Annotated in this window: 22 protein-coding genes and 1 pseudogene; 13 read left to right on the top strand and 10 right to left on the bottom strand. The window is 73.7% G+C overall.

Annotated elements, in window-relative coordinates; genetic code table 11:
* The 3 genes and pseudogenes from SZN_RS21545 to SZN_RS21535 all read right to left on the bottom strand — a co-directional run.
* Nucleotides 1-324: pseudogene (locus SZN_RS21545) on the bottom strand (crotonyl-CoA carboxylase/reductase); the annotation flags it as partial.
* Between the two features lie 660 nt (nucleotides 325-984).
* The gene (locus tag SZN_RS21540) at nucleotides 985-1,797 is read right to left on the bottom strand and encodes a TetR family transcriptional regulator (RefSeq protein ID WP_043732256.1); all 813 of its coding nucleotides are present in this window, start codon (nucleotides 1,795-1,797) and stop codon (nucleotides 985-987) included.
* A 136-nt stretch (nucleotides 1,798-1,933) separates the two neighbouring features.
* Nucleotides 1,934-3,739, bottom strand: coding sequence for a 3-hydroxyacyl-CoA dehydrogenase family protein (locus SZN_RS21535; RefSeq protein WP_007498531.1), 1,806 nt, complete (start codon nucleotides 3,737-3,739; stop codon nucleotides 1,934-1,936).
* Between the two features lie 397 nt (nucleotides 3,740-4,136).
* Between SZN_RS21535 and SZN_RS21530 the strand changes: the two genes are divergently transcribed.
* Complete coding sequence (locus SZN_RS21530) at nucleotides 4,137-4,739, top strand: adenylosuccinate lyase (RefSeq protein WP_007498528.1); 603 nt, start codon at nucleotides 4,137-4,139, stop codon at nucleotides 4,737-4,739.
* Nucleotides 4,740-4,772: 33 nt separating this feature from the next.
* Here the strand turns inward: SZN_RS21530 and SZN_RS21525 are convergent, their stop codons facing one another.
* The 3 genes from SZN_RS21525 to SZN_RS21515 form a co-directional block, all read right to left on the bottom strand.
* Nucleotides 4,773-5,300 carry a GNAT family N-acetyltransferase gene (locus SZN_RS21525; RefSeq protein WP_007498527.1) on the bottom strand — a complete coding sequence of 176 codons (528 nt, stop codon included), beginning with the start codon at nucleotides 5,298-5,300 and terminating at the stop codon, nucleotides 4,773-4,775.
* A gap of 97 nt (nucleotides 5,301-5,397) precedes the next feature.
* Nucleotides 5,398-6,972, bottom strand: coding sequence for an alpha/beta hydrolase (locus tag SZN_RS21520; RefSeq protein WP_007498525.1), 1,575 nt, complete (start codon nucleotides 6,970-6,972; stop codon nucleotides 5,398-5,400).
* A gap of 136 nt (nucleotides 6,973-7,108) precedes the next feature.
* Nucleotides 7,109-8,146, bottom strand: coding sequence for an Rv2578c family radical SAM protein (locus tag SZN_RS21515; protein ID WP_007498523.1), 1,038 nt, complete (start codon nucleotides 8,144-8,146; stop codon nucleotides 7,109-7,111).
* Between the two features lie 192 nt (nucleotides 8,147-8,338).
* Here SZN_RS21515 and SZN_RS21510 point away from each other — a divergent pair, with 192 nt between their 5' ends.
* From SZN_RS21510 to SZN_RS21490, 5 genes are all read left to right on the top strand, one after another.
* Nucleotides 8,339-8,782, top strand: a complete 444-nt coding sequence (locus tag SZN_RS21510) for an SRPBCC family protein (RefSeq protein WP_007498521.1) — start codon at nucleotides 8,339-8,341, stop codon at nucleotides 8,780-8,782.
* A 175-nt stretch (nucleotides 8,783-8,957) separates the two neighbouring features.
* Nucleotides 8,958-11,336, top strand: a complete 2,379-nt coding sequence (locus tag SZN_RS21505) for an MFS transporter (protein ID WP_007498519.1) — start codon at nucleotides 8,958-8,960, stop codon at nucleotides 11,334-11,336.
* Between the two features lie 186 nt (nucleotides 11,337-11,522).
* Nucleotides 11,523-13,955, top strand: a complete 2,433-nt coding sequence (locus SZN_RS21500) for a SpoIIE family protein phosphatase (RefSeq protein WP_007498517.1) — start codon at nucleotides 11,523-11,525, stop codon at nucleotides 13,953-13,955.
* Nucleotides 13,956-14,128: 173 nt separating this feature from the next.
* A complete protein-coding gene (locus SZN_RS21495; protein WP_007498515.1) occupies nucleotides 14,129-14,860 on the top strand; it encodes a class I SAM-dependent methyltransferase in 732 nt (243 codons plus the stop codon).
* A gap of 307 nt (nucleotides 14,861-15,167) precedes the next feature.
* Nucleotides 15,168-16,955 carry an FAD-binding dehydrogenase gene (locus tag SZN_RS21490; protein WP_007498512.1) on the top strand — a complete coding sequence of 596 codons (1,788 nt, stop codon included), beginning with the start codon at nucleotides 15,168-15,170 and terminating at the stop codon, nucleotides 16,953-16,955.
* Nucleotides 16,956-16,997: 42 nt separating this feature from the next.
* Here the strand turns inward: SZN_RS21490 and SZN_RS21485 are convergent, their stop codons facing one another.
* Nucleotides 16,998-17,414, bottom strand: a complete 417-nt coding sequence (locus SZN_RS21485) for a universal stress protein (RefSeq protein WP_043732250.1) — start codon at nucleotides 17,412-17,414, stop codon at nucleotides 16,998-17,000.
* Nucleotides 17,415-17,416: 2 nt separating this feature from the next.
* A complete protein-coding gene (locus SZN_RS21480) occupies nucleotides 17,417-18,913 on the bottom strand; it encodes an APC family permease (RefSeq protein WP_007498508.1) in 1,497 nt (498 codons plus the stop codon).
* Between the two features lie 163 nt (nucleotides 18,914-19,076).
* Between SZN_RS21480 and SZN_RS21475 the strand changes: the two genes are divergently transcribed.
* From SZN_RS21475 to SZN_RS21450, 6 genes are all read left to right on the top strand, one after another.
* The gene (locus SZN_RS21475) at nucleotides 19,077-19,910 is read left to right on the top strand and encodes a M55 family metallopeptidase (protein ID WP_007498506.1); all 834 of its coding nucleotides are present in this window, start codon (nucleotides 19,077-19,079) and stop codon (nucleotides 19,908-19,910) included.
* Nucleotides 19,903-21,207, top strand: coding sequence for a M20/M25/M40 family metallo-hydrolase (locus tag SZN_RS21470; RefSeq protein ID WP_007498504.1), 1,305 nt, complete (start codon nucleotides 19,903-19,905; stop codon nucleotides 21,205-21,207). Before SZN_RS21475 ends, SZN_RS21470 begins: the two co-directional genes overlap by 8 nt.
* 101 nt (nucleotides 21,208-21,308) lie before the next feature.
* On the top strand, nucleotides 21,309-23,273 hold the full coding sequence (locus tag SZN_RS21465) for a dipeptidyl-peptidase 5 (RefSeq protein ID WP_007498502.1): 1,965 nt from the start codon (nucleotides 21,309-21,311) through the stop codon (nucleotides 23,271-23,273).
* Complete coding sequence (locus tag SZN_RS21460; RefSeq protein ID WP_007498500.1) at nucleotides 23,270-24,205, top strand: S66 peptidase family protein; 936 nt, start codon at nucleotides 23,270-23,272, stop codon at nucleotides 24,203-24,205. The genes SZN_RS21465 and SZN_RS21460 overlap by 4 nt, the downstream gene beginning before the upstream one ends.
* Nucleotides 24,206-24,288: 83 nt before the next feature.
* Complete coding sequence (locus SZN_RS21455; protein WP_007498498.1) at nucleotides 24,289-24,543, top strand: LapA family protein; 255 nt, start codon at nucleotides 24,289-24,291, stop codon at nucleotides 24,541-24,543.
* A gap of 19 nt (nucleotides 24,544-24,562) precedes the next feature.
* Entirely contained in the window at nucleotides 24,563-25,111 is a 549-nt protein-coding gene (locus SZN_RS21450; RefSeq protein WP_043732246.1) for a GNAT family N-acetyltransferase, read from the top strand.
* Here SZN_RS21450 and SZN_RS21445 read toward each other — a convergent pair.
* Together SZN_RS21445 and SZN_RS21440 are read right to left on the bottom strand one after the other, a co-directional pair.
* Entirely contained in the window at nucleotides 25,089-25,436 is a 348-nt protein-coding gene (locus SZN_RS21445) for a DUF6204 family protein (RefSeq protein WP_007498494.1), read from the bottom strand. The genes SZN_RS21450 and SZN_RS21445 overlap by 23 nt on opposite strands.
* A 161-nt stretch (nucleotides 25,437-25,597) precedes the next feature.
* Nucleotides 25,598-25,945 carry a VOC family protein gene (locus tag SZN_RS21440; RefSeq protein ID WP_007498492.1) on the bottom strand — a complete coding sequence of 116 codons (348 nt, stop codon included), beginning with the start codon at nucleotides 25,943-25,945 and terminating at the stop codon, nucleotides 25,598-25,600.
* Between the two features lie 97 nt (nucleotides 25,946-26,042).
* Between SZN_RS21440 and SZN_RS21435 the strand changes: the two genes are divergently transcribed.
* On the top strand, nucleotides 26,043-26,305 hold a 263-nt coding region (locus tag SZN_RS21435), incomplete at its 3' end, for a phage holin family protein (protein WP_007498490.1).

The following is a 26,305-nucleotide window of genomic DNA, read 5'->3' as shown; positions in this document are numbered from 1 at the left end:
CTCCAGGAACCCGAAGGTGGACAGCGGCTCGAAGATCGAGGTCCACACGGAGTTGTAGTTGACCGAGGAGGCCATGACGGCCACCAGGGCCTCGCCGGGCCCGAGCTCGGGCAGGGGCACCTCGTCGAGGTGGATCGACTTGCGCGGGTCCTTGTCGCGGGTCGCGAGGCCCGCGAACATCTCCGTCTCGTCCTTGTGCACGGTGATCGCGCGGTACGACTCGGGGAGCGGCAGGGCGGCGAAGTCGGCCGGCGTCGATTCCGGCGACTGGATCGCGTCGAGAATGTCCTTCACGGTCACGGTGTTGCCTCCGGCGGTGAGCACCCTGAGGGAGGGGTGCTGAGGGCTGCGTCGGTGCTGGTGAGGGTGGTGGGTGTGCCGTCGGTTCGGCGGGTGGTGCGGGAGCGGCGGCGCTGGGTGGCGCGGGAGGTTGCCTGTGACGCAGGCGTCCGGGCGCGCGGGTCCCGGGAGGGACTGGCGGGGACAGCCGGCGTACGAAGGGTCTCTGCACGCCGGCCGCCCGGACACCTTCAACGTATGGCACGGCGTGTCACCTGGCAAGGCACTGAGTGTCAGAAATTGCTCTCAGATGAAATCTTTACGCGACAGATGAGCGATGATCGATCAAAGCTACTCGCGAGTACGTCGCTTTCGGGTGCTCACGGTCATCCGTCTCGGGCACATGTGGCGCGGTCGCTCGTGGTGCGGGCTCATGTGGCGCGCACGTGTGGCACGGACTGACGTGGTGTGGGCACACGTCGCGTGGGCTGATGTGGTGTGCGCACATGTCGTGTGGGCTGATGTGGCGCGGCCACATGTGGCACGGGATGACGTGGCGCGCGCACATGTGACGCCCGCTCATGTGCTGTGGTCATGTGTGGCGCTGGCACCGTCCGGTCCGGGACGTGCGAAGGCCGGCCGCGGGTCGTGCCGTGCGGCCGGCCTGTCCGGTCGTGAAGGGCGCCCGGAGGCGGCGCCCGCGCCCTACGCCCGTTCCTTCAGGGCCTGTTCGATCGTGCGCATGACCTCGTCCAGGGGCGCGTCGGTGCGGGCGACGGTGACCAGGACCTCTCCCTCGGAGGCCGCGGACGCGGACGCCGTGCGCGGGGCGGTCTCGCGGCCCGCCCCGATGCCCGTGCCGAACGTCCTGCGCACGATCGCGAAGGCGTGGTCGAGCTGGGCCTCCACGTCGCCCTGGCCGCCCGCGCGCAGCCAGCGCCGCAGCACGTGGTTGTGGGCGGTGACGACGGCCGACGCGGCGACCTCCGCCAGCAGCGGGTCGTCGTTGGCGTCGTCGTCGTGCGCGTGCTCGTCGAAGTGACCGAGCAGATAGCGGGTGAAGAGGCGCTCGTAGCGGGCCACCGACGCGATCTCCGCCTCGCGCAGGGTGGGCACCTCGCGCGTCAGCTTGTAGCGGGCGACCGAGATCTCCGGCCGGGCCGCGTACATCCGCATGACTTCCTTGATGCCCCGGCACACGGTGTCGAGCGGGTGCTCATGGGCCGGGGCGGCGTCGAGCACCGCCTCGGCGCGGATCAGGGTGTCGTCGTGGTCCGGGAAGATCGCCTCCTCCTTGGACCGGAAGTGCCGGAAGAACGTACGGCGCGCGACCCCGGCCGCGGCCGCGATCTCGTCGACGGTGGTCCCCTCGTACCCCTTGGTCGCGAACAGCTCCATCGCCGCGGCCGCCAGTTCTCGGCGCATCTTGAGCCGTTGGGCGGCGGCGCGGCTGCCCGCGGCGCTCTCCGGCGCGTCGGGCGTAGCCGGTGTACGTGGGGACCTGGCGGGCTGGGACATGACCCGAACGTACTGCATGTGCGCAGCTTGCTGCGCAGGGGCCGGGTTTCCCCCGCCTTGTGCGGACGGGGGAAACCCGGACCGGCCGAGCAGACCGCCCCAGTCCCGGTCGCCCCGGAACCAGTCGCCCGCGCCCTCAGCGCCGGGCATACTCGCGGAAGCCGCGGCCCGTCTTGCGGCCGAGGCAGCCCGCGGCCACCAGATGCTCCAGGAGCGGCGCCGGAGCCAGGCCCGGGTCGCGGAACTCGCGGTGCAGGACCTTCTCGATCGCCAGCGAGACGTCGAGCCCGACCACGTCCAGCAGTTCGAACGGGCCCATCGGGTAGCCGCCGCCGAGCTTCATCGCCGCGTCGATGTCGTCGAGCGTGGCGTAGTGCTCCTGCACCATCTTGATCGCGTTGTTCAGGTACGGGAACAGCAGGGCGTTGACGATGAATCCGGCCCGGTCGCCGCAGTCGACGGCGTGCTTGCGGATCTTCGTGCAGACCTCGCGGACCGTCGCGTGGACCTCGTCCCCGGTGAGCACCGTCCGCACCACCTCGACCAGCTTCATGGCCGGCGCCGGGTTGAAGAAGTGCATGCCGACCACGTCCTGCGGACGCGAGGTGGCCCGCGCGCAGGCCACGACGGGCAGCGAGGAGGTCGTGGTGGCCAGCACCGCGCCCGGCTTGCAGACCTTGTCCAGCGCCGCGAACAGCTGCCGCTTGACCTCCAGGTCCTCGGCGACGGCCTCGACGGCCAGGTCGACGTCGGCGAACGCGTCGTAGGACCCGGCCGCGGTGATCCGGTCCAGGGTCTGCGCCGCGGCCTCGGCGGTCGTCCGGCCCTTGTCCACGGAACGGGCGAGCGACCTGCCGATCCGGGCCCTGGCGCTCTGCGCCTTCTCCTGGCTGCGGGCGGCCAGCACGACCTCGTACCCGGCCTTGGCGAACACCTCCGCGATCCCGGAGGCCATGGTGCCCGAGCCGGCGACGCCCACCGAGCGCACCGCGCGGCCCGGGGTGAGCGCGGCACCCGCGAGCGGCGTCAGCGCGTCCCGCACGACGGCGGCGCTGCCCGGCGCCTCGTAGGTGTAGAAGCCGCGGCCCGACTTACGGCCCGTCAGGCCCGCCTCACTGAGCTGCTTGAGGATCGGGGCGGGGGCGTGCAGCCGGTCGCGGGACTCGGTGTACATGGCCTCCAGGACGGTGCGGGCGGTGTCGACGCCGATCAGGTCGAGCAGCGCCAGCGGGCCCATCGGCAGTCCGCAGCCCAGCCGCATCGCCGCGTCGATGTCCTCGCGGGAGGCGTACTTGGCCTCGTACATCGCGGCGGCCTGGTTGAGGTAGCCGAACAGCAGTCCGTCGGCGACGAATCCGGGCCGGTCGCCGACCGCGACGGGCTCCTTGCCCAGGTCCAGCGCGAGGTTGGTGACCGCGGAGACGGCCGCCGGGGCGGTCAGCACCGAGGAGACGACCTCGACCAGCCGCATGGCCGGCGCCGGGTTGAAGAAGTGCAGGCCGAGCACCCGTTCTGGACGGGAGGACTCGGCGGCGAGCCGGGTGACGGACAGGGCGTTGGTGCCGGTCGCCAGGATCGTCGTGGGCCGCACGACGGCGTCCAGTTCGCGGAAGATCTGCTGCTTGATCCCGTAGGACTCCGGTGCCACCTCGATGACCAGGTCCGCGTCGGCGGCGGCCCGCAGGTCGGTGAAGGTGCGGACGCGGGCGAGGGCGTCCGCGCGCTCGCCCGCGCTCATCCGGCCGCGCTCCACGGCGCGGGCGGTGGAGGACTCCAGGGCGGCGACGGCCTGGGCGGTCGCGGCCTCGCTGACGTCGATGCCGACGACCTCGCGGCCGGCCCTGGCCAGGACCTCGGCGATGCCGGTGCCCATGGTGCCGAGGCCGACGACGGCGACGGTCCGCAGCGGGGACGGAGGGGTGTCGGACAGGGGAGTGGCCATCGCGGACTCCAGGAATGAGAGTGACGACTGGAAACGCGCCCGGCTGCGCGGACGTACGGCCCGACCGGGGTCGGAACCGGACGGCGAGCGCGCCGGATGCGGTGGAGGATGCGGGTGGTGCCAAACTGCGGGCGCACACGCCCGGTGCCGTCGCCGCGGACGTGCACACGTCCGGGGGCGGTGATGACCGACCGGCCCTGTCCCGTGGCCGAGTCGCACTGCGGTACCTGGGGCACCGAACCGACTGCTCCTGCGGCGGCTGCGTCACCAGGCCGCCGCAAGGGATGCGAGTGGGTAACCCGCTCGTCTGAGCCTAACTCCCGGGTAACGAGCGCGCCAGCCCCCGGGTTTGTGATGTACGTCCCGGGAACGCGGTCGCGGGCCTAGGCTGCGGTTCATGGACGAAGAGTTGCGATCACTCACGGAGCGCTTACGGCTGGAGTCGGGGGCCCCGGCCGGGTACGACCGCCTCACGACGACCGCGGACCTCGACGAACTGGCCGAGGTGCTCACCGCGCCCGGACAGCCCCTGTGGGCCCGGGAGCTGGCCGCCTTCCGGCTGGGCCTGGCCGGGGACCGGCGCGCGTTCGAGGCCCTCGTCCTGCTCCTCAACCACCGCGACCCGCACCGCTGCGTCTCCGCCGCCCACGCGCTCGCCCGGCTCGGCGACCCGCGTACCGGACGCGCCGCGGCGGCCCTGGTCACCAACGAACTCCGCGCCGCCTACGCCCTGCACCCGGTCCGCCTCCTGGTCGGCCTGCGCGCCCCGGAGGCCGTACCGGCCCTGATCACCGCGCTGGAGCGGCGGCTGCGCCCCCGCGACCCCCACCGCCGGGTGGCACTGGCCTGTGTCGAGGGCCTGGGCGCCCTCGGCGACGAACGCGCCCGGCGGGTCCTCACCGAGGCCCTCGCCCACCCGGCGCTGGCCGAGGCCGCCGTCGAGGCGCTCGCCCTGATCCCCACCCCCCGCACGGCCCCCGGCCCGGCAGAACCGGCCTGACACCCGCGGCGCCCCCGCGCCTCCCGCGCCGGCTCACAGGGCGCGGGCGTAGCGCACCTCCGGGACCCGTACGCCGTCCACCTCGAAGGGCTCCTCGGCGCCGTCCGCCGCGAAGCCCGCCCGTTCGTAGAAGCGGCGGGCGCGGACGTTTCCCTTGAGGACCCAGAGGAACATCCGGGCGTGCCCGGCGGCGGCGCAGCGGCGCACCGACTCCGCCGGCAGGGCGCGTCCCGCCCCCGCGCCGTACCGCGCGGGGTCCACGTAGAGGGCGTACAACTCCGCGTCCGGCGTGCGCCGTTCGCCGTCGCGGTAGGGGCCGTGGCAGGACCAGCCGACGACGACGCCCGCCGACTCGGCGAGCAGGTCCACCGCGCCGGCGTCCGCCGACCGCGCGAAGCGGGCCCGGCGCCGCCCGGCATCCGCGGCCGGGTCCATCGCGTCCAGGTACGACTGCGGCATCAGCCCCCGGTAGGCGCTGCGCCAGCCGCCGACGCGGATCTCGGCGACCCGGTCGCAGTCGGCCGCGGTCATGGGGCGGATCAGGGTGCGGTCGGCTTCCATGGCCGCACCCTAGGAGCGTGAGGCGGGCGCCGTCATCCGAGTTGTGCGCCGGGGCACGGGCCCCTCCGGGACGGGGCCCGTACGGCGCGTCGGGTTCTCAGGGGCGGAAGCCGATCAGTTCGTGGAGTTCGGCGGCGCGGGTCGCCGTCGTCACCTTGGAGCTGAGCGGCTTCGGGTCGGGCAGGGCCGCGCACACCGCGTCCGCCTCGCCCTTCCCGCGCGGCACGGTGCCGTCGGCCAGATAGGCCGCCAGGTACCGGTCCAGGCAGGCGTTGCCGCCGAGGGTGACCGCGTGGTTGCCGCCGCCGCGCTCGACCACCAGGCTGGAGCGCGCCAGCCGCCGGTGCGCGGTGACGGCGCCCTCGTACGGGGTGGCCGCGTCGTCGGTCGCCTGGAACAGCAGCATCGGCGCGACCTTGTCGTTGGTGACGTCGACCGCCTTCAGCGACGCACTCGGCCAGAACGCGCACGGCGCGTTGTACCAGGCGTTGTTCCATGTCATGAACGGCGCCTTGGCGTAGACCTCCCGGTTGTCCGCCCGCCACGTGCGCCACGCGCGCGGCCAGCCGGCGTCCCGGCACTGCACCGCCGTGTAGACGCTGTAGCCGTTCTCCCCGGCCGCGTCGACGGCCCCGAACTTGTCGTACACCTCGGTCAGGGGACCGCTGTCCCGGTCGTTCGCGTACGCCGCGAACGCCTCCGCGAGGTACGGCCAGTAGCCGTTGTAGTAGCCCCCGGGCAGATAGGTGTCCTCCAGTTCGGCGGCGCCCACCTTCCCGCCGGCCGGCGTGCGCGCCAGGGCCGCGCGCATCGCGTACCACTTCGCCTCGACCCGCGCCGGGTCGGTGCCCAGCCGGTATGTGCGGTCGTTGCGGGCGACCCAGGCCAGGAACGCCCGGTGGCGCGCGTCGAAGGCCACGTCCTGCGCGAGGTTGGCCCCGTACCAGACCCCGGTCGGGTCCACGACCGAGTCGAGCACCGCGCGGCGCACCCGCTGCGGGAAGAGCTTGGCGTAGACGGCGCCGAGGTAGGTGCCGTACGAGTAGCCGAAGTAGCTGATCCGCGGCGCGCCCAAGGCGGCGCGGATGCGGTCCATGTCCCGCGCGGCGCTGACCGTGTCGAGGTACGGCAGCAGGTCGCCGTACCTGGCGCCGCAGCCGCGGGCGAAGGACGCGGCGCGCGCCAGGTTGGCCCGCTCGGTCGCCGGGGTGCCCGGCACCGAGTCGGGGCGCACCGGCGCGAAGTGACCGGGCCGGCAGGACAGGGCGGGCCGGCTCGCGCCGACGCCGCGCGGATCGAACCCGATCACGTCGTACTGCGCGGCCACGGACTTCGGCAGTCCGGAGGCCACGAACGCGGCGAGGGTGCGCCCGCTGCCGCCGGGGCCGCCGGGATTGACCAGCAGCGGTCCCTGGTACGTCTTCGCGGTGTGCGGGACGCGGGACAGGGCGAGGGTGATGCGCCGCCCCCGCGGAGCGGCGTGGTCGAGCGGCACGTCGAGCGAGGCGCACTGGAGCGCCGGGTACTTCGTGATGCCGCAGTTCTTCCAGACGAGCGGTGCGCCGCGAGCGGCCTCACCGCGCTGCGGGGCGCTCGCCTCGGCCGGGACGGAGGTCAGGCTCCCGGCCATGACGAGGGCGGCGCCGCAGAGTACGGCTGCGCGTTTTCCCATGGGTCCTCCCAGGACGGAGGGTCGTGGGCCGCGCGTGCCACGGCCCCTGGCCGCATTCGTCCCGGAAGGGGGGCCCGCGGGAACGCCTTCGCCGCGGACGTGACCCGATCGGCCCGCCAGAAGCGCTCCGATGCGGTCACAGGAGCGAGAGCTGGGTGGGTTCCGCCGAGGCGCGCGCGGGCGGCTCGGGCTCCCGGACCCGGCGCGGCGCGCCCCCGCGCGCGGGCCCCATGCCGTGCTCCTGCGCCAGTTCGTGCACCTGGCGGGTGACGCGGCGCTGGTACCACCTGGGCGCGTAGGCGCCGTCGGCGTACAGCCGCTCGTACCGGCGCACCAGATGCGGGTGCCGGCCGGCGAGCCAGGCCATGAACCACTCGCGGGCCCCGGGCCGCAGATGCAGCACCAGCGGCGTCACGGAGGTGGCCCCCGCGGCGGCGATCGCCCGTACGGTGGCCCGCAGTTGGGCCGGGTGGTCGCTGAGGAACGGGATCACCGGCGCCATCAGCACCCCGCACCCGAGCCCGTGCTCGGTCAGGGTCCGCACCACGTCCAGGCGCCGCTCGGGCGACGGCGTGCCCGGTTCGACGGTGCGCCACAGCTCGGGGTCGACGAAGCCGACCGAGACCGACAGGCCCACGTCCGTGACCTCGGCGGACTGCTTCAGCAGATCGAGGTCGCGCAGGATCAGCGTGCCCTTGGTGAGGATCGAGTACGGGTTGGCGCGGTCGCGCAGCGCGGCGAGGACGCCCGGCATCAGGCGGTAGCGCCCCTCGGCGCGCTGGTAGCAGTCGACGTTGGTGCCCATCGCTATGTGCTCGCCCTGCCAGCGGCGCGAGGCCAGCTGGCGGCGCAGCAGCTCCGGCGCGTTCACCTTCACCACGATCTGCGAGTCGAAGCCGAGGCCCGTGTCGAGGTCGAGATAGCTGTGGGTCTTGCGGGCGAAGCAGTAGACGCACGCGTGTGAGCAGCCGCGATACGGATTGACCGTCCATTCGAACGGCATGCGCGAGGCGCCCGGCACCCGGTTGACGATCGAGCGGGCCCGGATCTCGTGGAACGTGATCCCCGCGAACTCGGGCGTGTCGAACGTACGGGTGACCACGGCGTCCGCGCCGAACAGGGCGGAGTCGGCCCGGCTGTGGCCGCTGTCCGCGGTGAGGTTCTCCCAGCGCATGGTGCCTCCTCGGTAGCACTGCCCCCAGAATAGAACACATGTTCCCTTGATCGTGCGGTCTCCGGCCCGGCTTCGTTTCCGATCGCCGCGCGACCGCTTCGGTGAGCTGATCCGGACCCCGATTTGGGCGCGGTGGGAGCGGGGTGGTTGGCTTGCCCCCACCCCCGAGAACTCTGGTCCTGGAGGAAGTCAATGGCGCAGGTCGAGGCCACTACGGAGCGGGTCGTCGCGGCGGACGCGGAGAAGGTGTTCGACGCGGTCGCCGACTACAGCGGCACCCGGCGCAAGCTGCTGCCCGAGCAGTTCAGCGAGTACGAGGTGCGCGAGGGCGGCGACGGCGAGGGCACCCTCGTCCACTGGCGGCTCCAGGCCACCAGCAAGCGTGTGCGCGACTGCCTCCTGGAGGTCACCGAGCCCACCGACGGCGAGCTCGTCGAGAAGGACCGCAACTCCTCCATGGTCACCACCTGGCGGGTCACCCCGGCCGGCGAGGGCCGTTCGCGCGTCGTGGTCACCACCACCTGGCAGGGCGCCGGCGGCATCGGCGGCTTCTTCGAGAAGACCTTCGCGCCCAAGGGCCTCGGCCGGATCTACGACGCGGTGCTCACCCGGCTCGCCGCCGAGATGGAGAAGTGAGCCCCGCCCCCTGACCGGGGCCGTGGGCCAACGTGCCGCGCGTCGGCGGCCGTTGGCCTCTCACCGGATCGAGTGGATCTCCTCGCCGACCGACCCGGTTCCGTAACTCGTCGCGCTTGTCCGTAGTTGTTCGCTCACGCGGGAACTACGGGCGGTGCGACGAGGGGATCGGTACGTGCGCGGGAGCACTCTGGTACAGGACGAACCGGCGGCGGCGCCCCCGGACGCTCCGGCGCCGCCACCGCACGGCACGGCCGAACTCAGCCCGCGCCGGGTCCGGTTGGTCTTCTTCGGGCTGATGCTCGCGCTGCTGCTGGCCGCGCTGGAGCAGATGATCGTCGCCACCGCGCTGCCCAGGATCGTCGGCGAACTGCGCGGCCTGGACCGGATGTCCTGGGCGATCACCGCCTACCTGCTCACCTCCACCATCGGCCTGCCGGTCTACGGCAAGCTCGGCGACCTCCTCGGCCGCAAGCGCGTCTTCCAGTTCGCCATCGTCGTCTTCGTCGTCGGTTCGGCGCTCGCGGGGCGGGCCGGGACCATGGACCAGCTGATCGCCTACCGCGCCGTGCAGGGCGCGGGCGCCGGCGGACTCATGATCGGCGTGCAGGCGATCATCGCCGACATCGTGCCGCCCCGGGAACGCGGCCGCCACATGGGGCTGATCGGCGCCGCCTTCGGACTCGCCTCGGTCGCCGGCCCGCTGCTCGGCGGCTACTTCACCGACCACCTCTCCTGGCGCTGGTGCTTCTACATCAACGTCCCCTTCGGTCTGCTCACCCTCGCCGTCGTCAGCGTCGTGCTGAAGCTGCCCAGGCCGGCGGCCCGCGCCCGCCTCGACGTCCTCGGCTCACTGCTGCTCGCCGCCGCCTCCACCTGCCTGGTCCTGCTGACCAGTTGGGGCGGCACCGAGTACGCCTGGGGCTCCCGCGTCGTCCTCGGCCTCGGCGCGGGCGCGCTCGTCGCCGGGCTGCTCTTCCTCGTCGCCGAGCGCTTCGCCGCCGAACCCCTCATCCCGCTGCGGCTGTTCAGGGACTCCGTCTTCAACGTCACCGCCCTGGTGGGCCTGGTGATCGGGGTCGCCCTGTTCGGCGCGGCCAGCTATCTGCCCACCTTCCTCCAGATGGTCGACGGCGCGTCCGCCACCGAGTCCGGCCTGCTCATGCTGCCGATGATGGGCGGCGTCGTCGGCGCCTCGATCCTCTGCGGCCAGCTCATCAGCCGCACCGGCCGCTACCGGATCTACCCCGTGCTCGGCAGCGCCCTCGCCGTCCTCGGCATGGGGCTGCTGTCCCGCCTGGAGACCGACACGCCCCGTCTCCAGTACAGCCTGTGGATGGCCGTCCTCGGCGCGGGCATCGGCATGGTGATGCCGGTCCTGGTCCTCGCCGTGCAGAACTCGGTGCGCCCCGCCGACCTCGGCACCGCCACCAGCGCCAACACCTACTTCCGGCAGATCGGCGGCAGCGTCGGCGCCGCGGTCTTCGGCACGCTCCTCGCCGGGCGGCTCACCGACGCCCTGGCCGCGCGCCTGCCCGCGGGCGCCGGACTGCCCGACCCGCAGGCCGTCACCCCGCAGCTCGTCCGCTCGCTGCCGCCCGCGGTGCGCGACGCCTACGTCCTGGCCTACGCGGACGCCATGCCGAGGATCTTCCTCTACCTGGTGCCGGTGCTCGCGCTGGGCCTGCTCATCGCCTGCTTCCTCAAGGAGAAACCCCTGGTGGCCCAAGACGCCCCCGCGCCCGGCACGGAACCGGCGCCGGTGAACCGCACGCTCCCGCAGGCCCGTTCGCCCCGTACCCCCGAGGTCCCCGTCCGCGGCACCGTGCAGCACCCCGACGGCACGGTCGTCCCGCGCGCGGCCCTCACCCTCATCGACGCCGCCGGACAGCAGGTCGGGCGCGGCGCGAGCACCGGCGACGGGCGGTACACGCTGGCCACCCCGGCCACGGGATCGTACGTGCTGATCGCCGCGGCGGGCGGCCACCAGCCGCAGGCCGTCACCGTGACCGTGGGCGAGCGGCCCGTCGAACTCGACATCGTGCTCGGCGGCGCGGGGCGGCTCGCCGGACGCGTCCTCACCCCGGACGGCACCCCGGTGGACGCCACCGTGACCCTGACCAGTGTCCAGGGCGAGGTCGTCGCCACCACCCGCAGCACCCGGGAGGGCGGCTACGTCATCACCGAGCTGATCGCCGGGGAGTACACCCTCGCCGCGAGCGCCGCCGCCTTCCGCCCGGCCGCCGTGCCGGTCACCGTCAAGGCGTCCCGCGAGACCCTCCAGGACATCGAACTCGCCGGCGGCGCCGCCCTGCGCGGGACCGTCCGGGCGGGCGGCGGCCGGCCCGTGGAGGACGCGCGCGTGACCCTCCTGGACGCGGCGGGCAACGTGCTGGACACCCTCACCACCGGACCTGACGGAACCTTCCGTTTCGTCGACCTCGCCTGCGGCGAGTACACCGTCATCGCCGCCGGTTACCCGCCGGTCGCCACCGTCCTCCAGGTCGCCGGCGGGCGTACGGAACGCGATCTCCAGCTCGGGCACGAGGACTGAGCGCCCCTCTCCCGCACCCGGTCTGCCTGCGCGGACGCGCGTGGGGGCGGCATTGTCCGCCCCCTTGCGCGCCGTTGTGATCCCGTCGCATCAATTCATGTATTGCCGCACATCACCACGGCCCGAGCCGTACGGTGGGGTGGGCGAACAGATCTTGGGCAGCGGTGTGGAGAGAGGGCCTGGGCCATGGACCGTGGCACCGAACGGGACGGTACGTCGGCGGAACCCGCCGCGCCCGGACGCATCCCCCTGGCCGTGGTCGTGGTCGACCGCGAGGGCCTCGTCTCGCACTGGAGCTCCGGCGCACGCCGTCTGTTCGGCGCCGCCAAGGAGGAGGCGATCGGGCACCCGGCCGTCGATCTGCTGCCCGTCTCCGGCGCGCTCCCCGAGGACGACGACATCTCTCCGTACGGCTCCTACGCGGCCTACGACGGCCTCGGCCACGACCTGGAGACGTCCCTCGACGGACGCATCTACTACCCCGCCGCCGGACGCGCCCGCCTCACCGTGGCCGGGCGGGGCCGCGTCGACGTGCTGTGGTGGGCCTACCCGCTGGTCGGCCCCGGCCCGGAGCGGCTGCTCGTGCTGGGCGCCGACGTGGGCCGCCTCCAGCAGGACGACGACGAGGACCCCGGCTACGACCGCGTCGCACCGGGGTTCGCCCTGCACACCGACTTCTCCGGCGCCGAGGAACTGGCCGGGCGGCTCCCCGAGATCCTGCCCAGCATGAGCGTCCAGGAAGGCGCCCGCATCGTCAGCCAGATCCTCGAACTGGGCTATCCCGTCATGGAGTTCAGCCACAGCGACCGGGTGCCCCTCACCCCGGACTGGGGCGTGCCCCGGCGGGTGGAGCGCCGCGCCCGCCAGGAGCGTGCCGCGCGGGCCGCGGCGGCGGGCTCACCCCTGCCGCGGGAGGAATCCGACGAGGGCGAGGACCTCGAGTACGCCGCGGTGCGCGAGCGCCTGGAGTTCCTCAACGAGGTCAGCGGCCGCATCGGCACCTCCCTCGACCTGGCCCGCACCATCACCGAGGTCAGCAAGGCCGTCGTGCCGCGCTTCACCGACGTCGCCGGGACCTATCTGCGCGAACAGGTCGTCGCGGGCGAGGGGTTCCCCGACGGCGTGCCGGACACGACCACCCTGTGGCACCGCGTCGCGGTCGAGCACACCGACGAACCCGGCCGCTGGGACGACGTCGTGCCCGTCGGCGAGGCCATGCCCTTTCCGGCGCACACGCCGTTCTTCCAGTGCATGACCAGCGGTGAGCCGGTGCTGGTGCCGCGCGTCAGCGAGCAGTTGGGCCACACCATCGCCTCGCAGTTCGAGAAGCGGGACATCCGGCCGCTGATCACCCACCGCTCCATGCTGGTCGTGCCGCTGAAGGCACGCGACGTCGTCCTCGGGTTCATGGTGCTGCTGCGCCACCCCGAACGCGTCGAGTTCAACGACATGGACCGGGTCACCGGCGCCGAACTCGCGGCCCGCGCGGGCCTCGTGCTCGACAACGCGCGCATCTACACCCACCAGGAGAGCGTCGCCGAGACCCTCCAGGACAGCATGCTGCCGCACATACCGCCACGCATGGCGGGCTGCGACATCGCCACCCGCTATCTGCCCGGCACCCTCCTCGGCCGGGTCGGCGGCGACTGGTTCGACTCCGTCAAGCTGCCCGGTGCCCGCACCGCCCTCGTCGTCGGCGACGTCATGGGCCACGGCCTCAACTCGGCAGCGATGATGGGCCAGTTGCGGACGGCCGTGCAGACCATGGCCGCCCTGGACCTGCCGCCCGCGCGGCTGCTGCGCAACCTCGACGACCTCGCCCAGCGCCTCGGCGACACCTACCTGGCGACCTGCCTCTACGCCGTCTACGACCCCATCGCCGGCGAACTGCACCTCGCGAACGCCGGCCACATCCCGCCGGTGCTGGTGCGCGCCGCCGACGGGCGCAGCGAGCTGCTCGACCTGCCCACGGGCGCGCCCATAGGGGTCGGCGGAGTGCCCTTCGAGGCGCTGCGGGTCCCGGTGAGCCCCGGCGACCGGATCGTGATGTGCACCGACGGCCTGGTCGAAGTGCGCGGCGAAGACATCGGTGTCGGACTCGCCACCCTCTGCGAATCCGCAGCTCACCCGGCCGCGTCCATGGACGACGCCTGCGACACGATCATCCGTGCCCTCAACGTCCGCGGCGGCCGCAAGGACGACGTGGCCCTGCTGATGGCCCGGCTCAACGGGATCGCGCCCGAGGACGTCGCCGAGCGGCGGCTGGCCGCCGAACCGGCCGGGGCGCGCCGCGCCCGCGCCGCAGTCCGGGAGCAGTTGCGCGCCTGGGAGCTGCCGGGCCTCGCGGACACCGCCGAACTGCTCGTCGGCGAACTCGTCGCCAACGCCGTACGGCACGCGCACGACCTGCCGGTGGAGCTGCGGCTGATCCGCGGCGACACCCTGCTGTGCGAGGTGGTCGACGACGACCACGACCTGCCGACCCTGCTGAGCGCCGGCCCGCACGACGAGCACGGGCGCGGGCTGCGCGTCGTGAGCACCCTCGCGCGCCGCTGGGGCGCGAGCCGGACCGGCACGGGCAAGGCCGTCTGGTTCGAACTCACCCTCCCGCCGCGCTGACGCCGCGGCGCCCGCCGGGCCCAGGCGGCGTGCCGGTGTCGTACGAGGAGTGAAGGTCCCCGGCAGCCGCTTGTGGCCGCGGCGGGGCCGCGATACACCGGACCGGAGCCATCGGAAGGCATCCCACCCCGTCGTCGCACGGCGGGCCGGCACCACAACCCGGGGAGACGGTCATGAGTGTGACGAGTCGGTACCGCGCGGCCTGGGAGGGCTTCTGGCGGGAGGCGCCGGGGCAGCAGGGGGCGGTGTTCTGGGACGCGGAGCCGGCGCTGACCGCGGGCCGGCATCTGGCGCTCTTCGAGGCGCACCTGATCGATCCCGGCCTGCCGATGGTGGACCTGGGGTGCGGCAACGGCACCCAGACCCGCTTCCTCGCCGACCGCTTCCCGAGGGTCGTAGGCGCCGATCTGTCACAGGCCGCGCTCGACCACGCGCGGGCGGCCGACCCGGCCGGGCGGGCGGCCTTTCGCCTGCTCGACGCGGGGGACAAGAGCGAGGCCGAGACGCTGCACGCCGAACTCGGCGACACCAACGTCTACATGCGCGGTGTGCTCCACCAGGCCGACCCCGGCGACCGCCTGCCGCTGGCGCAGGGCATCGCCACCCTGGTCGGCGAGCGGGGCCGGGCGTTCCTCGTCGAACTGTCCGAGCAGGCCCAGCCGGTGCTGCTCGGCCTGGCGCAGCGCCCCGAGGGCCCGCCGGCCAGGCTGGCGCCGGTCTTCCGGCACGGTCTCGCGCCGGGCGAGGTGGCAGACCACGCGGTGCCCGAACTGCTGCGCGCCGCCGGTCTGTCCGTCCTCGCCGCCGGTGAACTGCCCCTGATCACGGCGGAGTACGGCCCGGACGGCACCCGCATCGAGCTGCCCTCGCGATGGCTGGTGGCCGGGCGCGCCCGCACCGCGTAGCGGCCGTCCCGCAGCCGTCGAATCCCCCTCCCCGCGGCCGTAGAAGCCTCCCCGCGCTCCCGTAGCGCCCGGCCGTTTCTGCGCAACCGCCGCCCTCCGGTGCGCCCGCCGCGCGCCGGAGGGCGTTCTCGTGCGGCATCGCGCTCCGAACTCCCTTATTGAGTGCGGAAGTTCGTCGTTGCAGGACTCTGGCGACCGGCGGATCTCCTGGGCTACCGTCGGTAACACCCCGCTGTCGCAGGGGGCTCCCTCGCGTCGCCCGCCCCTCGCGCACCCGCCCGGCGCGCGTCCTTCCGGAAGGCAGCCCATGGAGAACTCCTCAGCCCCTGCCGCGATCTCCCGCCGACGCGCCCTGACCGTCGCCGGGGGCGTGCTCGCCGGCGCCGCCCTGACGCAGACCTCCCCGGCGTTCGCGGCCTCGGGCGCGGCGGCGGACGCCGACGCCCTCGTGATCGGCCACGGCCTGGCCGGGCTGGTCGCCACGGCCGAACTGGCCGCCGCGGGCCGCAAGGTCCTGCTGCTTGACCAGGAGCCCGAGGCCGGCCTCGGCGGGCAGGCGTTCTGGTCCTTCGGCGGGCTCTTCCTCGTCGACTCCGCCGAGCAGCGGCTGATGGGCATCAAGGACTCCCGGGACCTCGCCTGGCAGGACTGGCAGGGCACGGCCGGCTTCGACCGCGGGGTGGACGACCCCACCGGGCAGGACTACTGGGCGCAGAAGTGGGCGCAGGCGTACGTGGACTTCGCCGCCGGGGAGAAGCGGTCCTGGCTCGCCGGCCTCGGCATGCAGTGGTTCCCCATCGTCGGCTGGGCCGAGCGCGGCGGCGGCCTCGCCGACGGCCACGGCAACTCCGTCCCCCGCTTCCACGTCACCTGGGGCACCGGACCGGCCGTGGTCGAGCCGTTCGAGAAGAAGGTGCGGGCGGCGGTGGCGTCCGGGCGCGTCACCTTCGCCTTCCGCCACCGGGTGGACGAGCTGATCGTCACGAACGGGGCGGTCACCGGCGTGCGCGGCGCCGTCCTGGAGCCCAGCGACGTCGCCCGCGGCAGACCGAGCTCCCGCAAGGTCGTCGGCGACTTCGCCTTCAACGCCCCCGTGGTGCTGGTCACTTCGGGTGGCATCGGCGCCGACCACGACCTCGTCCGCGCCAACTGGCCCGCCCGGCTGGGCACTCCGCCCAAGTCCATGATCACCGGGGTGCCCGCGCACGTGGACGGCCGCATGCTGGGGATCACCCGCAAGGCCGGCGGGCGGATCGTCAACCCCGACCGGATGTGGCACTACACCGAGGGCCTGAGGAACTACGAGCCCATCTGGCCCGGCCACGGCATCCGCATCCTGCCCGGCCCGTCCTCCATGTGGTTCGACGCCACCGGCAAGCGCTTCGCCAGCCCCGACATCCCCGGCTACGACACCCTGCACACCCTCAAGACGATCGGCGACAGCGGCTACGACTACTCCTGGTTCGTCACCACGCAGAAGATCATCGCCAAGGAGTTCGCGCTGTCCGGCTCCGAACAGAACCCGGACCTCACCGAGAAGAACGTCTGGATGCTGCTCTCCCGCATCTGGCAGACCCCGGAGCCGATCGAGCGCTTCAAGAACAAGGGCGAGGACTTCGTCGTCGCCAAGACCCTGCCCGAACTGGTCACCGGCATGAACAGGCTGGCTGGCGGCAACCTCGTCGAACTCGCCTCCCTCAAGCGGCAGATCGAGGCACGGGACCGCGAGATCGACAACCCGTACACCAAGGACGCCCAGGTCATGGGCATCCGCAACGCGCTCGCCTACCCCGGCGACACCCTCAGCCGTACGGCCGCCATCCACAAGATCCTCGACCCCGCCGCCGGACCGCTCATCGCCGTGCGCCTGAACATCCTCACCCGCAAGACCCTCGGCGGCCTGCAGACCGACCTCTCCGGCCGGGTCCTGGACGCCTCGGGAAAGCCGGTCCCCGGCCTGTACGCGGCCGGCGAGGTCGCCGGGTTCGGCGGGGGCGGCGTCCACGGCTACCGCTCCCTGGAGGGCACCTTCCTCGGCGGCTGCCTGTTCTCCGGGCGCACCGCCGGCCGCGCGGCGGCGGCGACGGGCGGCTGAGCGGCGGCGACGGGCGGCTGAGCGGCCGCCCCCGCCGCCGCGTCACGGTTCGGTGGGCACGCAGAGCACCGGGGTGCGGGCCAGGTGCAGGAGCTTGTGCGGCGTGGCGCCCAGCAGGGCGCCGCGCAACGGGCTCTCGCCCCAGCTCCCGACGACGATGCAGCGGGCCCCGTGCCGCCGCGCCGCGTCGATCAGGGCCTCGGCCGGCTTCTGGTCGACGACCTCCACACGCGTACGGACGCCCGACTCCTCGGCGACCGCGACCGCGTGGGCCAGCACCGAGCGGCCGGTCTCGCGCACGGCGTCGCGGTGCGCCGCGTACTCCTCGCCGAGCGAGCCGGGCACCGCCGCGCCGTAGACCAGCACGAGGGGTTCGCCGAAGGCCGCCGACACCTCGATGGCGACGTGCAGCGCGCGGACCGCGCCCGGGGACTCGTCGTAGCCGAGAACGACCGACATGGTCACAACTCCTTTGCGCTTCGGACGAGTTCGGGGTCGGCGACCTCGGGCCGCCCGGCCCAGAACGCCGGGGCCGTCAGCCGCCACACGACCATGAGGACCACCCCGGCCAGCGTGATGCCGATACCGATGACCAGCGGGGGGCCGAGGCCGAACCACGAGACGCCGCTGTAGGAGTTCGCCGGGTCCGACATGTCACCGATCGACTCGACCAGCAGCCACGCCAGCAGCCCGGCGCCGACCAGCGGCCCGAGCCCGATCAGGACGAAGTTCCTCACGCTGTCGGTGAGATGGCGCCGGTAGTACACGGCACACGCGACGCCGGTGAGCGCGTAGTAGAACGCGATCAGCAGGGACAGCGCGGTCAGCGAGTCGAACAGCGCGTTCTCGCTGATCTGACGGACCACGAGGTACCAGGCGATGGCGATCGCGGCCACCCACCAGGTGCTGACGTCCGGTGTCCGAAAGCGCGGGCTGATGTGTCCGAAGGGGGAGGGCAGGGCCTGGCGGCGGGCCATGGACAGCGCGGTGCGCGAGGCGGGGATGATCGTCGTCTGGGTGGAGGCGAGCCCCGAGGTGGAGACCGCGAGCAGCACCACCCAGTCCCAGGAGCCCATCGCCTTGCCGGCGAGCAGGGCGAAGATGAACTCCTCCTCGTCGGCGTTGTCGGCGAGGAACGCCGGTCCGGCGTAGGCCACGACCGCGATGGCGACCGACACGTACGTCACCAGCAGGATCACCGTGGACCACACGGCGGCCTGGCCGGGGGCGGTCGCGGAGTCCTCCACCTCCTCGGTGAGGTTCACCGCCGACTCCCAGCCCCAGTAGATGAAGACCCCGAGGAGCAGACCGGCGGTCAGCTCGGCGCCGCCCGCCCCGAAGGGATTCAGCCAGCCGATCTCCGGTTCCACGGAGTCGAGGCTGCTCGTGCCGGCGTACACGCGGTAGATCGCCACCACCGCGAACGCCAGCAGGCAGACGACCTGCGCCAGGATCAGGGTGTTCTGCACCTTGGCGGAGATCTCGGTGCCGATCACGCACACGGCCGTCATGACGAGGATGACCAGCACGGTGAGCACCTGCCGGACGACCTCGTTGCCGGCCCAGCTGTCCAGCCCGACGGCGAGCAGGGCGAAGGTGACCGCGACGTCGGCCAGCGAGCCGACGACCAGGACACCGGTCATCGTGATGGCCCAGCCGCCGAGCCAGCCGGCCCACGGGCCCATCGCCCGGGTCACCCACGAGAAGGTGGTCCCGCAGTCCTGGTCCACCTTGTTCAGGTAGTAGAAGGCCGAGGCGATCAGCAGCATCGGGACGAACGAGGCGAGCATGACGCCCGGGGCACAGACGCCCACCAGGGCGACCACCGGGCCGATCGCCGCGGCCAGCGAGTACGCGGGCGAAGTGGCGTTGAGCCCGATGACCAGCGCGTCGAGGAACCCGATCGCGTTCGCCTTCAGCCCGTCCGGCGGGCGGGTGTCCAGGGTGCCGTCGGCCATGCTGCTGCCTCACTTAGGTCGTGCGTGACCTCATGAAACAGGCACGGGCGGGGCCCGCCCGGTCTTCGCCGTGCGGTCGTCGGATGTCTCACCCGGGTGCCGACCGGCCGTCCGCGGCTCCCTTCGTGGCAGGTTCCCGCGCCGGCGCGTAACGTGACGGACCATGAAGATCCTGATCAGCGCCGACATGGAGGGCGCCACCGGGGTGACCTGGCCGGGCGACGTCCTGCCGGGCACGCCGCAGTGGGAGCGGTGCCGGGGGATGTTCACCTCGGACGTCGACGCCGCGGTACGGGGCTTCTTCGACGCGGGCGCGGACTCGGTGCTCGTCAACGAGGCCCACTCGACCATGCGCAACCTGCTGCTAGAACGGCTCGACGAGCGCGCCGAGATGCTCACCGGCCGGCACAAGGCGCTGTCCATGGTGGAGGGCGTGCAGCACGGCGACGTCGACGGCGTCGCCTTCGTCGGCTACCACGCGGGCGCCGGCATGGAGGGCGTCCTCGCGCACACCTACCTCGCCAACTCCGTCACCGGCGTCTGGCTCAACGGCGAACGCGCCAGCGAGGGCCTGCTGAACGCGCACGTCGTCGCCGAGTACGGCGTCCCCGTCGTCCTCGTCACCGGCGACGACATCGCCTGCGAGGACGCCCTCGGCTACGCGCCCGAGGCGCTGAAGGTCGCCGTCAAGGACCATGTCTCGCGGTACGCCGCCGTGTGCCGCCCCCCGGCCAGGACGGCCGCCGACATCCGCGCCGCCGCCGCGGCGGCCGCCCCGCTCGCCGTCCGCCGCGCACCGGTGGACGCCGGACCCTTCACGGTGGCCGTCGAGTTCGACGCCGAGCACCTCGCGATGGCCGCGACGGTGGTCCCCGGCGTCGCGCGCACGGGTGAGCGCAAGGTGGCGTACACCAGCGCGCGCATGTACGAGGCGATCCGCACCTTCAAGGCGGTCACGACGATCGCCTCGGCCGCGGTGGAGGAGCAGTATGGCTGACGCGCAGGCACTGGACGAGGTCGTCACGTACACCTCGGACCTGATCCGTATCGACACCACCAACCGGGGCGGCGGCGACTGCCGGGAGCGGCCCGCTGCCGAGTACGCGGCGGCCCTGCTGGCCGAGGCGGGGCTCACCCCCGCGCTGCTGGAGCGCACCGGGGGCCGTACCAACGTCGTCGCCCGCTTCGAGGGCAGCGACCCCTCGGCGGACGCGCTGCTCGTGCACGGCCATCTCGACGTCGTGCCGGCGCAGCCCGGCGAGTGGAGCGTGCACCCCTTCTCGGGCGAGGTCCGCGACGGCGTCGTCTGGGGCCGGGGCGCGGTCGACATGAAGAACATGGACGCGATGATCCTCGCGGTCGTGCGGTCCTGGGCGCGCGAGGGCGTGCGGCCCCGCCGGGACGTGGTGATCGCGTTCACCGCCGACGAGGAGGCGAGCGCCGAGGACGGCTCCGGGTTCCTCGCCGACCGGCACCCGGAGCTCTTCGAGGGCTGCACCGAGGGCATCGGCGAGTCCGGCGCGTTCACCTTCCACGACGGCGCCGGACGGGAGCTCTACCCGATCGCCGCCGGGGAGCGCGGCACCGGCTGGGTCAGACTCACGGCGCGCGGGCGGGCCGCGCACGGCTCGCGGCCCAACCGGGAGAACGCGGTGACCCGGCTCGCCGCCGCCGTCACCCGCATCGGCTCCCACGAGTGGCCCCTGCGGCTCACCCCCACCGTCCGCGCCTGCCTGACCGAACTGGCCGCGCTGTACGGCGTCGACGGCGCCCCGGACGATGTCGACGGTCTGCTCGCGAAGCTCGGTCCGGCCGCCGGACTCGTCGAGGCCACGGTCCGCAACAGCGCCAACCCGACCATGCTGGAAGCCGGTTACAAGGTCAACGTCATCCCGGGCGAGGCCGTCGCCCACGTCGACGGACGCTTCCTGCCCGGCCACGAGGACGAGTTCCGCGCGACCCTCGACGAACTCACCGGCCCCGGCGTCGACTGGGAGTTCCACCACCGCGAGGTCGCCCTCCAGGCCCCGGTGGACTCACCGACGTACGCCCGGATGCGCGCGGCCGTCGAGGAGTTCGCGCCCGAGGGGCACGTGGTGCCGTACTGCATGCCCGGCGGCACCGACGCCAAGCAGTTCTCCCGGCTCGGCATCACCGGCTACGGCTTCTCACCGCTGAAGCTGCCGCGCGGGTACGACTACGGGGCGATGTTCCACGGCGTCGACGAGCGCGTGCCGGTCGAGGCACTGCACTTCGGCGTGCGGGTACTCGACCGCTTTCTGCGCACGGTCTAGGGCGTGTTCCGCCGCCGGGCCCGCCCTGCGGGCGGACGACGCTACTTTCGAAACACGCCCTGGCGCCGCGGCACCAGACGGATCTGAAGGGCCCTGAGGAGATGGGGGACGCAGTGCGGACGTCGGAGTACGGATCCTGGCCCTCGCCCATCGACGCGGCGCTCGCCGCCGCGCACGACGGGCGCCCGGACCATGTGGGCTTCGTCGGGGACGAGGCGTGGTGGACCGAACCGCGGCCCGCCGAGGGCGGCCGGCGCACCCTGGTGCGGCGCCGCGCGGACGGCCGCGAGGAGTCGGTGCTGCCCGCGCCCTGGGACGTGCGCAGCCGGGTCCTGGAGTACGGCGGGCAGCCGTGGGCCGGCACGGTGATCGGCGGGCGGCCCCTCGTCGTCTTCGTCCACCACGCCGACCAGCGTCTCTACCGCTGGGAGGAGGGTGGCGAACCCCGCCCGCTCACCCCCGCGTCACCGGTGGGCGGCGGGCTGCGCTGGGTCGACCCGCAGGTGCACGCCGACCGCGGTGAGGTGTGGTGCGTGCTGGAGGAGTTCACGGGGGACGGCCCCTCCGACGTGCGGCGCGTCCCGGCCGCCGTCCCCCTGGACGGATCGGCGGCCCACCGCCGCGACGCGGTACGCGAACTCACCGACGACCGGCACCGGTTCGTCACCGGAGCGCGGCTCTCGCCCGACGGGCGGCGGGCCGCCTGGCTCGCCTGGGACCATCCGCGCATGCCCTGGGACGGCACCGAGCTGCTGGTCGCGGACGTGGCCGCCGACGGCACCCTCGGCGCCCCTGCCGTCGTCGCCGGCGGGCCCGAGGAGTCCGTCGCACAGGCCGACTGGGCACCGGACGGCCGGCTGCTCCACACGAGCGACCGCAGCGGCTGGTGGAACCTCCACCGCGACGGCGCACCCCTGTGCCCGCGCGAGGAGGAGTTCGGCGGGCCGCTCTGGCAGATCGGGCTGCGCTGGTTCGCGCCCCTGGCCGGCGGACTCGTCGCCGTCCTGCACGGCCGCGGGTCGACCGCGCTCGGCATCCTGGACGCCGAGACCGGGGAGATCGTCGACGCGGCGGGCCCCTGGACCGAGTTCGCGCCCACGCTCGCGGTCGCCGGGGAGCGGGTGCTGGCCGTCGGCGCCAGCCCGCGCAGCGCGTACGAGGTGATCGAGCTCGACACCCGCACCGGCCGCTCCCGGGTGATCGGGGCCGCCCACGACGACGCCGTGGACCCCGCCTACTACCCCGAACCGCAGATCCGCACCTTCACCGGACCCGCCGGACGCGACGTCCACGCGCACATCTACCCGCCCCACCACCCCCGTTGCACGGCCCCCGGAGACCGCCCGCCGCCCTACGTCGTCTGGGCGCACGGCGGTCCCACCTCCCGGGCGCCGCTGGTGCTCGACCTGGCCGTCGCCTACTTCACCTCGCGCGGCATCGGCGTCGCGGAGGTCGACTACGGCGGCTCCACCGGCTACGGCCGCGCCTACCGCGAACGGCTGCGCGAGCAGTGGGGCGTGGTCGACGTGGAGGACTGCGCCGCCGTCGCGCTCGCCCTCGCCGACGAGGGCACCGCCGACCGGGGCCGGCTCGCCGTCCGCGGCGGCAGCGCGGGCGGCTGGACCGCCGCCGCCTCCCTCACCACGACCGACGTCTACGCCTGCGGGACGATCCTCTACCCGGTCCTCGACCTGACCGGCTGGGGCGCCGGCGAGACCCACGACTTCGAGTCGCGCTACCTGGAGAGCCTGGTCGGGCCGCTCGCCGAGGTGCCCGCCCGCTACGCGGAGCGCTCGCCCGCCGCCCACACCGACCGGCTCACCGCGCCCTTCCTGCTGCTCCAGGGCCTGGACGACGTGATCTGCCCGCCCGTGCAGTGCGAACGGTTCCTCGCCGGGCTCGCGGGCCGCGACGTGCCGCACGCCTACCTCACCTTCGAGGGCGAGGGCCACGGCTTCCGGCGGGCCGAGACCACGGTCCGCGCCCTGGAGGCCGAACTCGCCCTGTACGCACGGGTCTTCGGCCTGACTCCGCCCGGCGTCGCCGAACTGGAGCTCACGACATGACGTCCGCCCTGCGGCCCCTGCGGCGGCCGTCCCGGCTCGCGCCCGGCGCCCGCGTGGCCGTCGTCGCCCCCAGCGGACCCGTGCCCGAGGAGCGCCTCCAGGGCGGCCTGGACCTGCTGCGCGGCTGGGACCTGGACCCCGTCGCGATGCCCCATGTGCTGGACCGGCACGGCACGTTCGGCTATCTGGCGGGCACGGACGCCGACCGCGCGGCCGACCTCCAGAGCGCCTGGTGCGACCCCCGCGTCGATGCCGTGCTGTGCGCCCGCGGCGGCTACGGCGCCCAGCGCACGGCCGACCTGCTGGACTGGGACGCCATGCGGGCGGCCGGGCCGAAGGTGTTCGTCGGGTTCAGCGACATCACCGCCCTGCACGAGTCCTTCGCCACCCGGCTGGGCCTGGCCACGCTGCACGGCCCGATGGCGGCGGGCCTCGACTTCCTGAAGAACACGCGGGCCCAGGACCATCTGCGGGCCACGCTGTTCCGTCCGGAGTCGGTCCGGGTGATCTCCTCCGGCGGCGCGGCGCTGGTCCCCGGCCGGGCCCGCGGGGTCACCCTGGGCGGCTGTCTGAGCCTGCTCGCCGCGGAGGCGGGCACCCCGCACGCGCGGGCCTCGGCGGTCGGCGGCCTGCTGTGCCTGGAGGACGTGGGGGAGGAGCCGTACCGGCTCGACCGGTACCTCACCCAGCTGCTGCGCGCGGGGTTCCTCGACGGCGTGCGCGGGGTCCTCCTCGGGTCGTGGCAGGGCTGCGGGCCGTACGAGCGGGTGCGCGCGGTGCTGGCGGACCGGCTGGGCGGTCTCGGTGTGCCCGTGGCGGAGGAGTTCGGGTTCGGGCACGGCGCGGGCGCGCTGACCGTCCCGTTCGGCGCCGGTGCCGAACTCGACGCCGGGGCGGGCACCTTGACGCTGGACGAGCCCGCGCTGCGCTGAGCGCGCACCCGCTCACCCTCCGCGCCCGCCGCCCCCGGTCCGTTCGCCGCGCGGGTCCGGCGCCGGAGGAGCATCCTGGTGGTATGAGCCCGAAGACGTCGGAGAGAGGGACGAAGGCGGGCGGACGGCGCGGGAGCCTGGCCGAGGCGATGACGCCCGGCCGGATCGTGGTGCTGGTACTCGTCGTCCTCGCGCTGGTCTTCATCTTCGAGAACACCGGCGAGACCGAGATCCGGCTGCTGATCCCGGTGGTGACCATGCCGCTGTGGGTGGCGCTGCTCAGCACGGGCGTCATCGGCGCCCTGTTCGGCGCCTTCTTCATGCGCCGCCGCCGATAGCCCGTCGTACGCTGGGGCGATGCCGCACCCCCCGTCCCGCTACCTCGCGGAGGGCCCGCGCGTGGGCCTGCGCCGCTTTCGCCCCGAGGACGGCGCCGAGTTCACCGCGCGGGTACGCGAGAGCAGGGAACTGCACCGCCCCTGGCTCTTCCCGCCGGACGACGCCGCCGCCTACGCCGCCTACGCCGGGCGGCTGATCGACGACCCCTCCAAGGAGGGCTACCTCGTCTGCGCGAAGGACGACGGCGGCGCCCTCGCCGGATTCATCAACATCAACAACATCGTCGGGGGCGCCTTCCGCAGCGGCGCCCTCGGCTACGGCGCCTTCGCGCACGCCGCCGGGCGCGGACTGCTGCGGGAGGGCCTCGACCTGGTGGTGGGCCACGCCTTCGGCCGGCTGCGCCTGCACCGGCTGGAGATCAACGTCCAGCCCGCGAACGCCGCCTCGATCGCGCTCGCCCGCGCCTGCGGGTTCCGGCTGGAGGGGTTCTCGCCGGACCTGCTCCTCGTCGACGGCGCCTGGCGCGATCACCAGCGGTGGGCGATCACCGCCGAGATGCGGGCTTGACGTTGATCTTCATCGTGTCGAGGTCGGTGACCGTCGACCGCAGCCCCGCGAAGCCGTGCCCCCAGCCGCGCAGCGCCCGCTCGGCCCGGTCCTCGGCGAGCGCGCCCGCCATCTCCTCGCCGTCCGCGGCGTCGGAGACCACCGTGAACCGCATCGAGAAGTGCTTCAGCGGCGACGGCTCGTAGGTCAGCGACCCCTCCTCGGTGAACCGCATGCTGCCCAGACCGTGCTCGGGGGCCTTTGCGACCAGCCGCGCCCGGCTCTCCTCGGAGAGGGCGTCCCAGGTGCCCCGGACGATCACCCGGTAGGTGTGCTGCTCGCTCATGTCCCGCTCCCTCGCCGACGACGTCGAGCGCCGACTCTACGTCGGGCGGGACGCACCGCACGCGGAATATCGGCGCGCTCGACGCCCGCGCCGGGGCCCGAACCCGCTCGTCCCAGGTCCGCCGACCCCGTCGAACTCCCGGTGCCGGCATCGGACTTCGGTCAGCCCTGGCGGTCCGCGTACTCGTAGACGGCGCCGTCCGGGTGCATCGCGATCAGATTGCGGCCCACCGGGGTCGCGAGCGGGCCCGCCACGATGTGCGCGCCCATCTCGGCGAGCACCTTGGCGGCCTCCTCGACATCGGTGACGGCGATCGTGGCGGCGACCTTGCGCAGCACGTCCAGTTCCGCCTCGGGTCCGCTCATCAGCAGGAAGCAGCCGATCGCGGCCACCTGCACACCGCCGCGCTCGAAACGCAGCGCCGTGCCGCCCGCGAGACGCTCGTAGAAGGGGACCGCGGCTTCCAGGTCGTCGACGCACACGCGCAGCGTGGCTCCCAGAATGTCCATGGGGGGAAGCCTAGTTGGGCCGGGCGGACAGGGAGATCGTTTCACGCGATCCCCTCACTCCCCGTTACCCGCGGGCCCGTTCGGGTACCCGCCGCCCATGGACCGCTTGGATCATCTTGAACATCTGGACAAGCACCTGGTCGACGAACTGGCGCAGGTGGCGCGGGAGACCGTGCGCGAGGAACTGCGCGAGCAGACGCGCAGGCAGCGCCGCCGGGCCATGCTGTACGCCGGGTCGGGCGCCGTCGCCCTGTACGCGGGCGCGGCCCTCGCCCTCGCAGCGGGCCTCGGCCTGGCGGCCGGACTGCCGGACTGGGCCGCGGCGCTGATCACCGCGGCGGTCCTCGGCGCGGTGGCGTT

Origin of the sequence: Streptomyces zinciresistens K42 (genome assembly GCF_000225525.1) — a bacterium.
Taxonomy (GTDB): domain Bacteria; phylum Actinomycetota; class Actinomycetes; order Streptomycetales; family Streptomycetaceae; genus Streptomyces; species Streptomyces zinciresistens.
The sequence above is the reverse complement of the archived record's forward strand: the minus strand, read 5'-3'. Positions and strand labels throughout refer to the sequence as shown.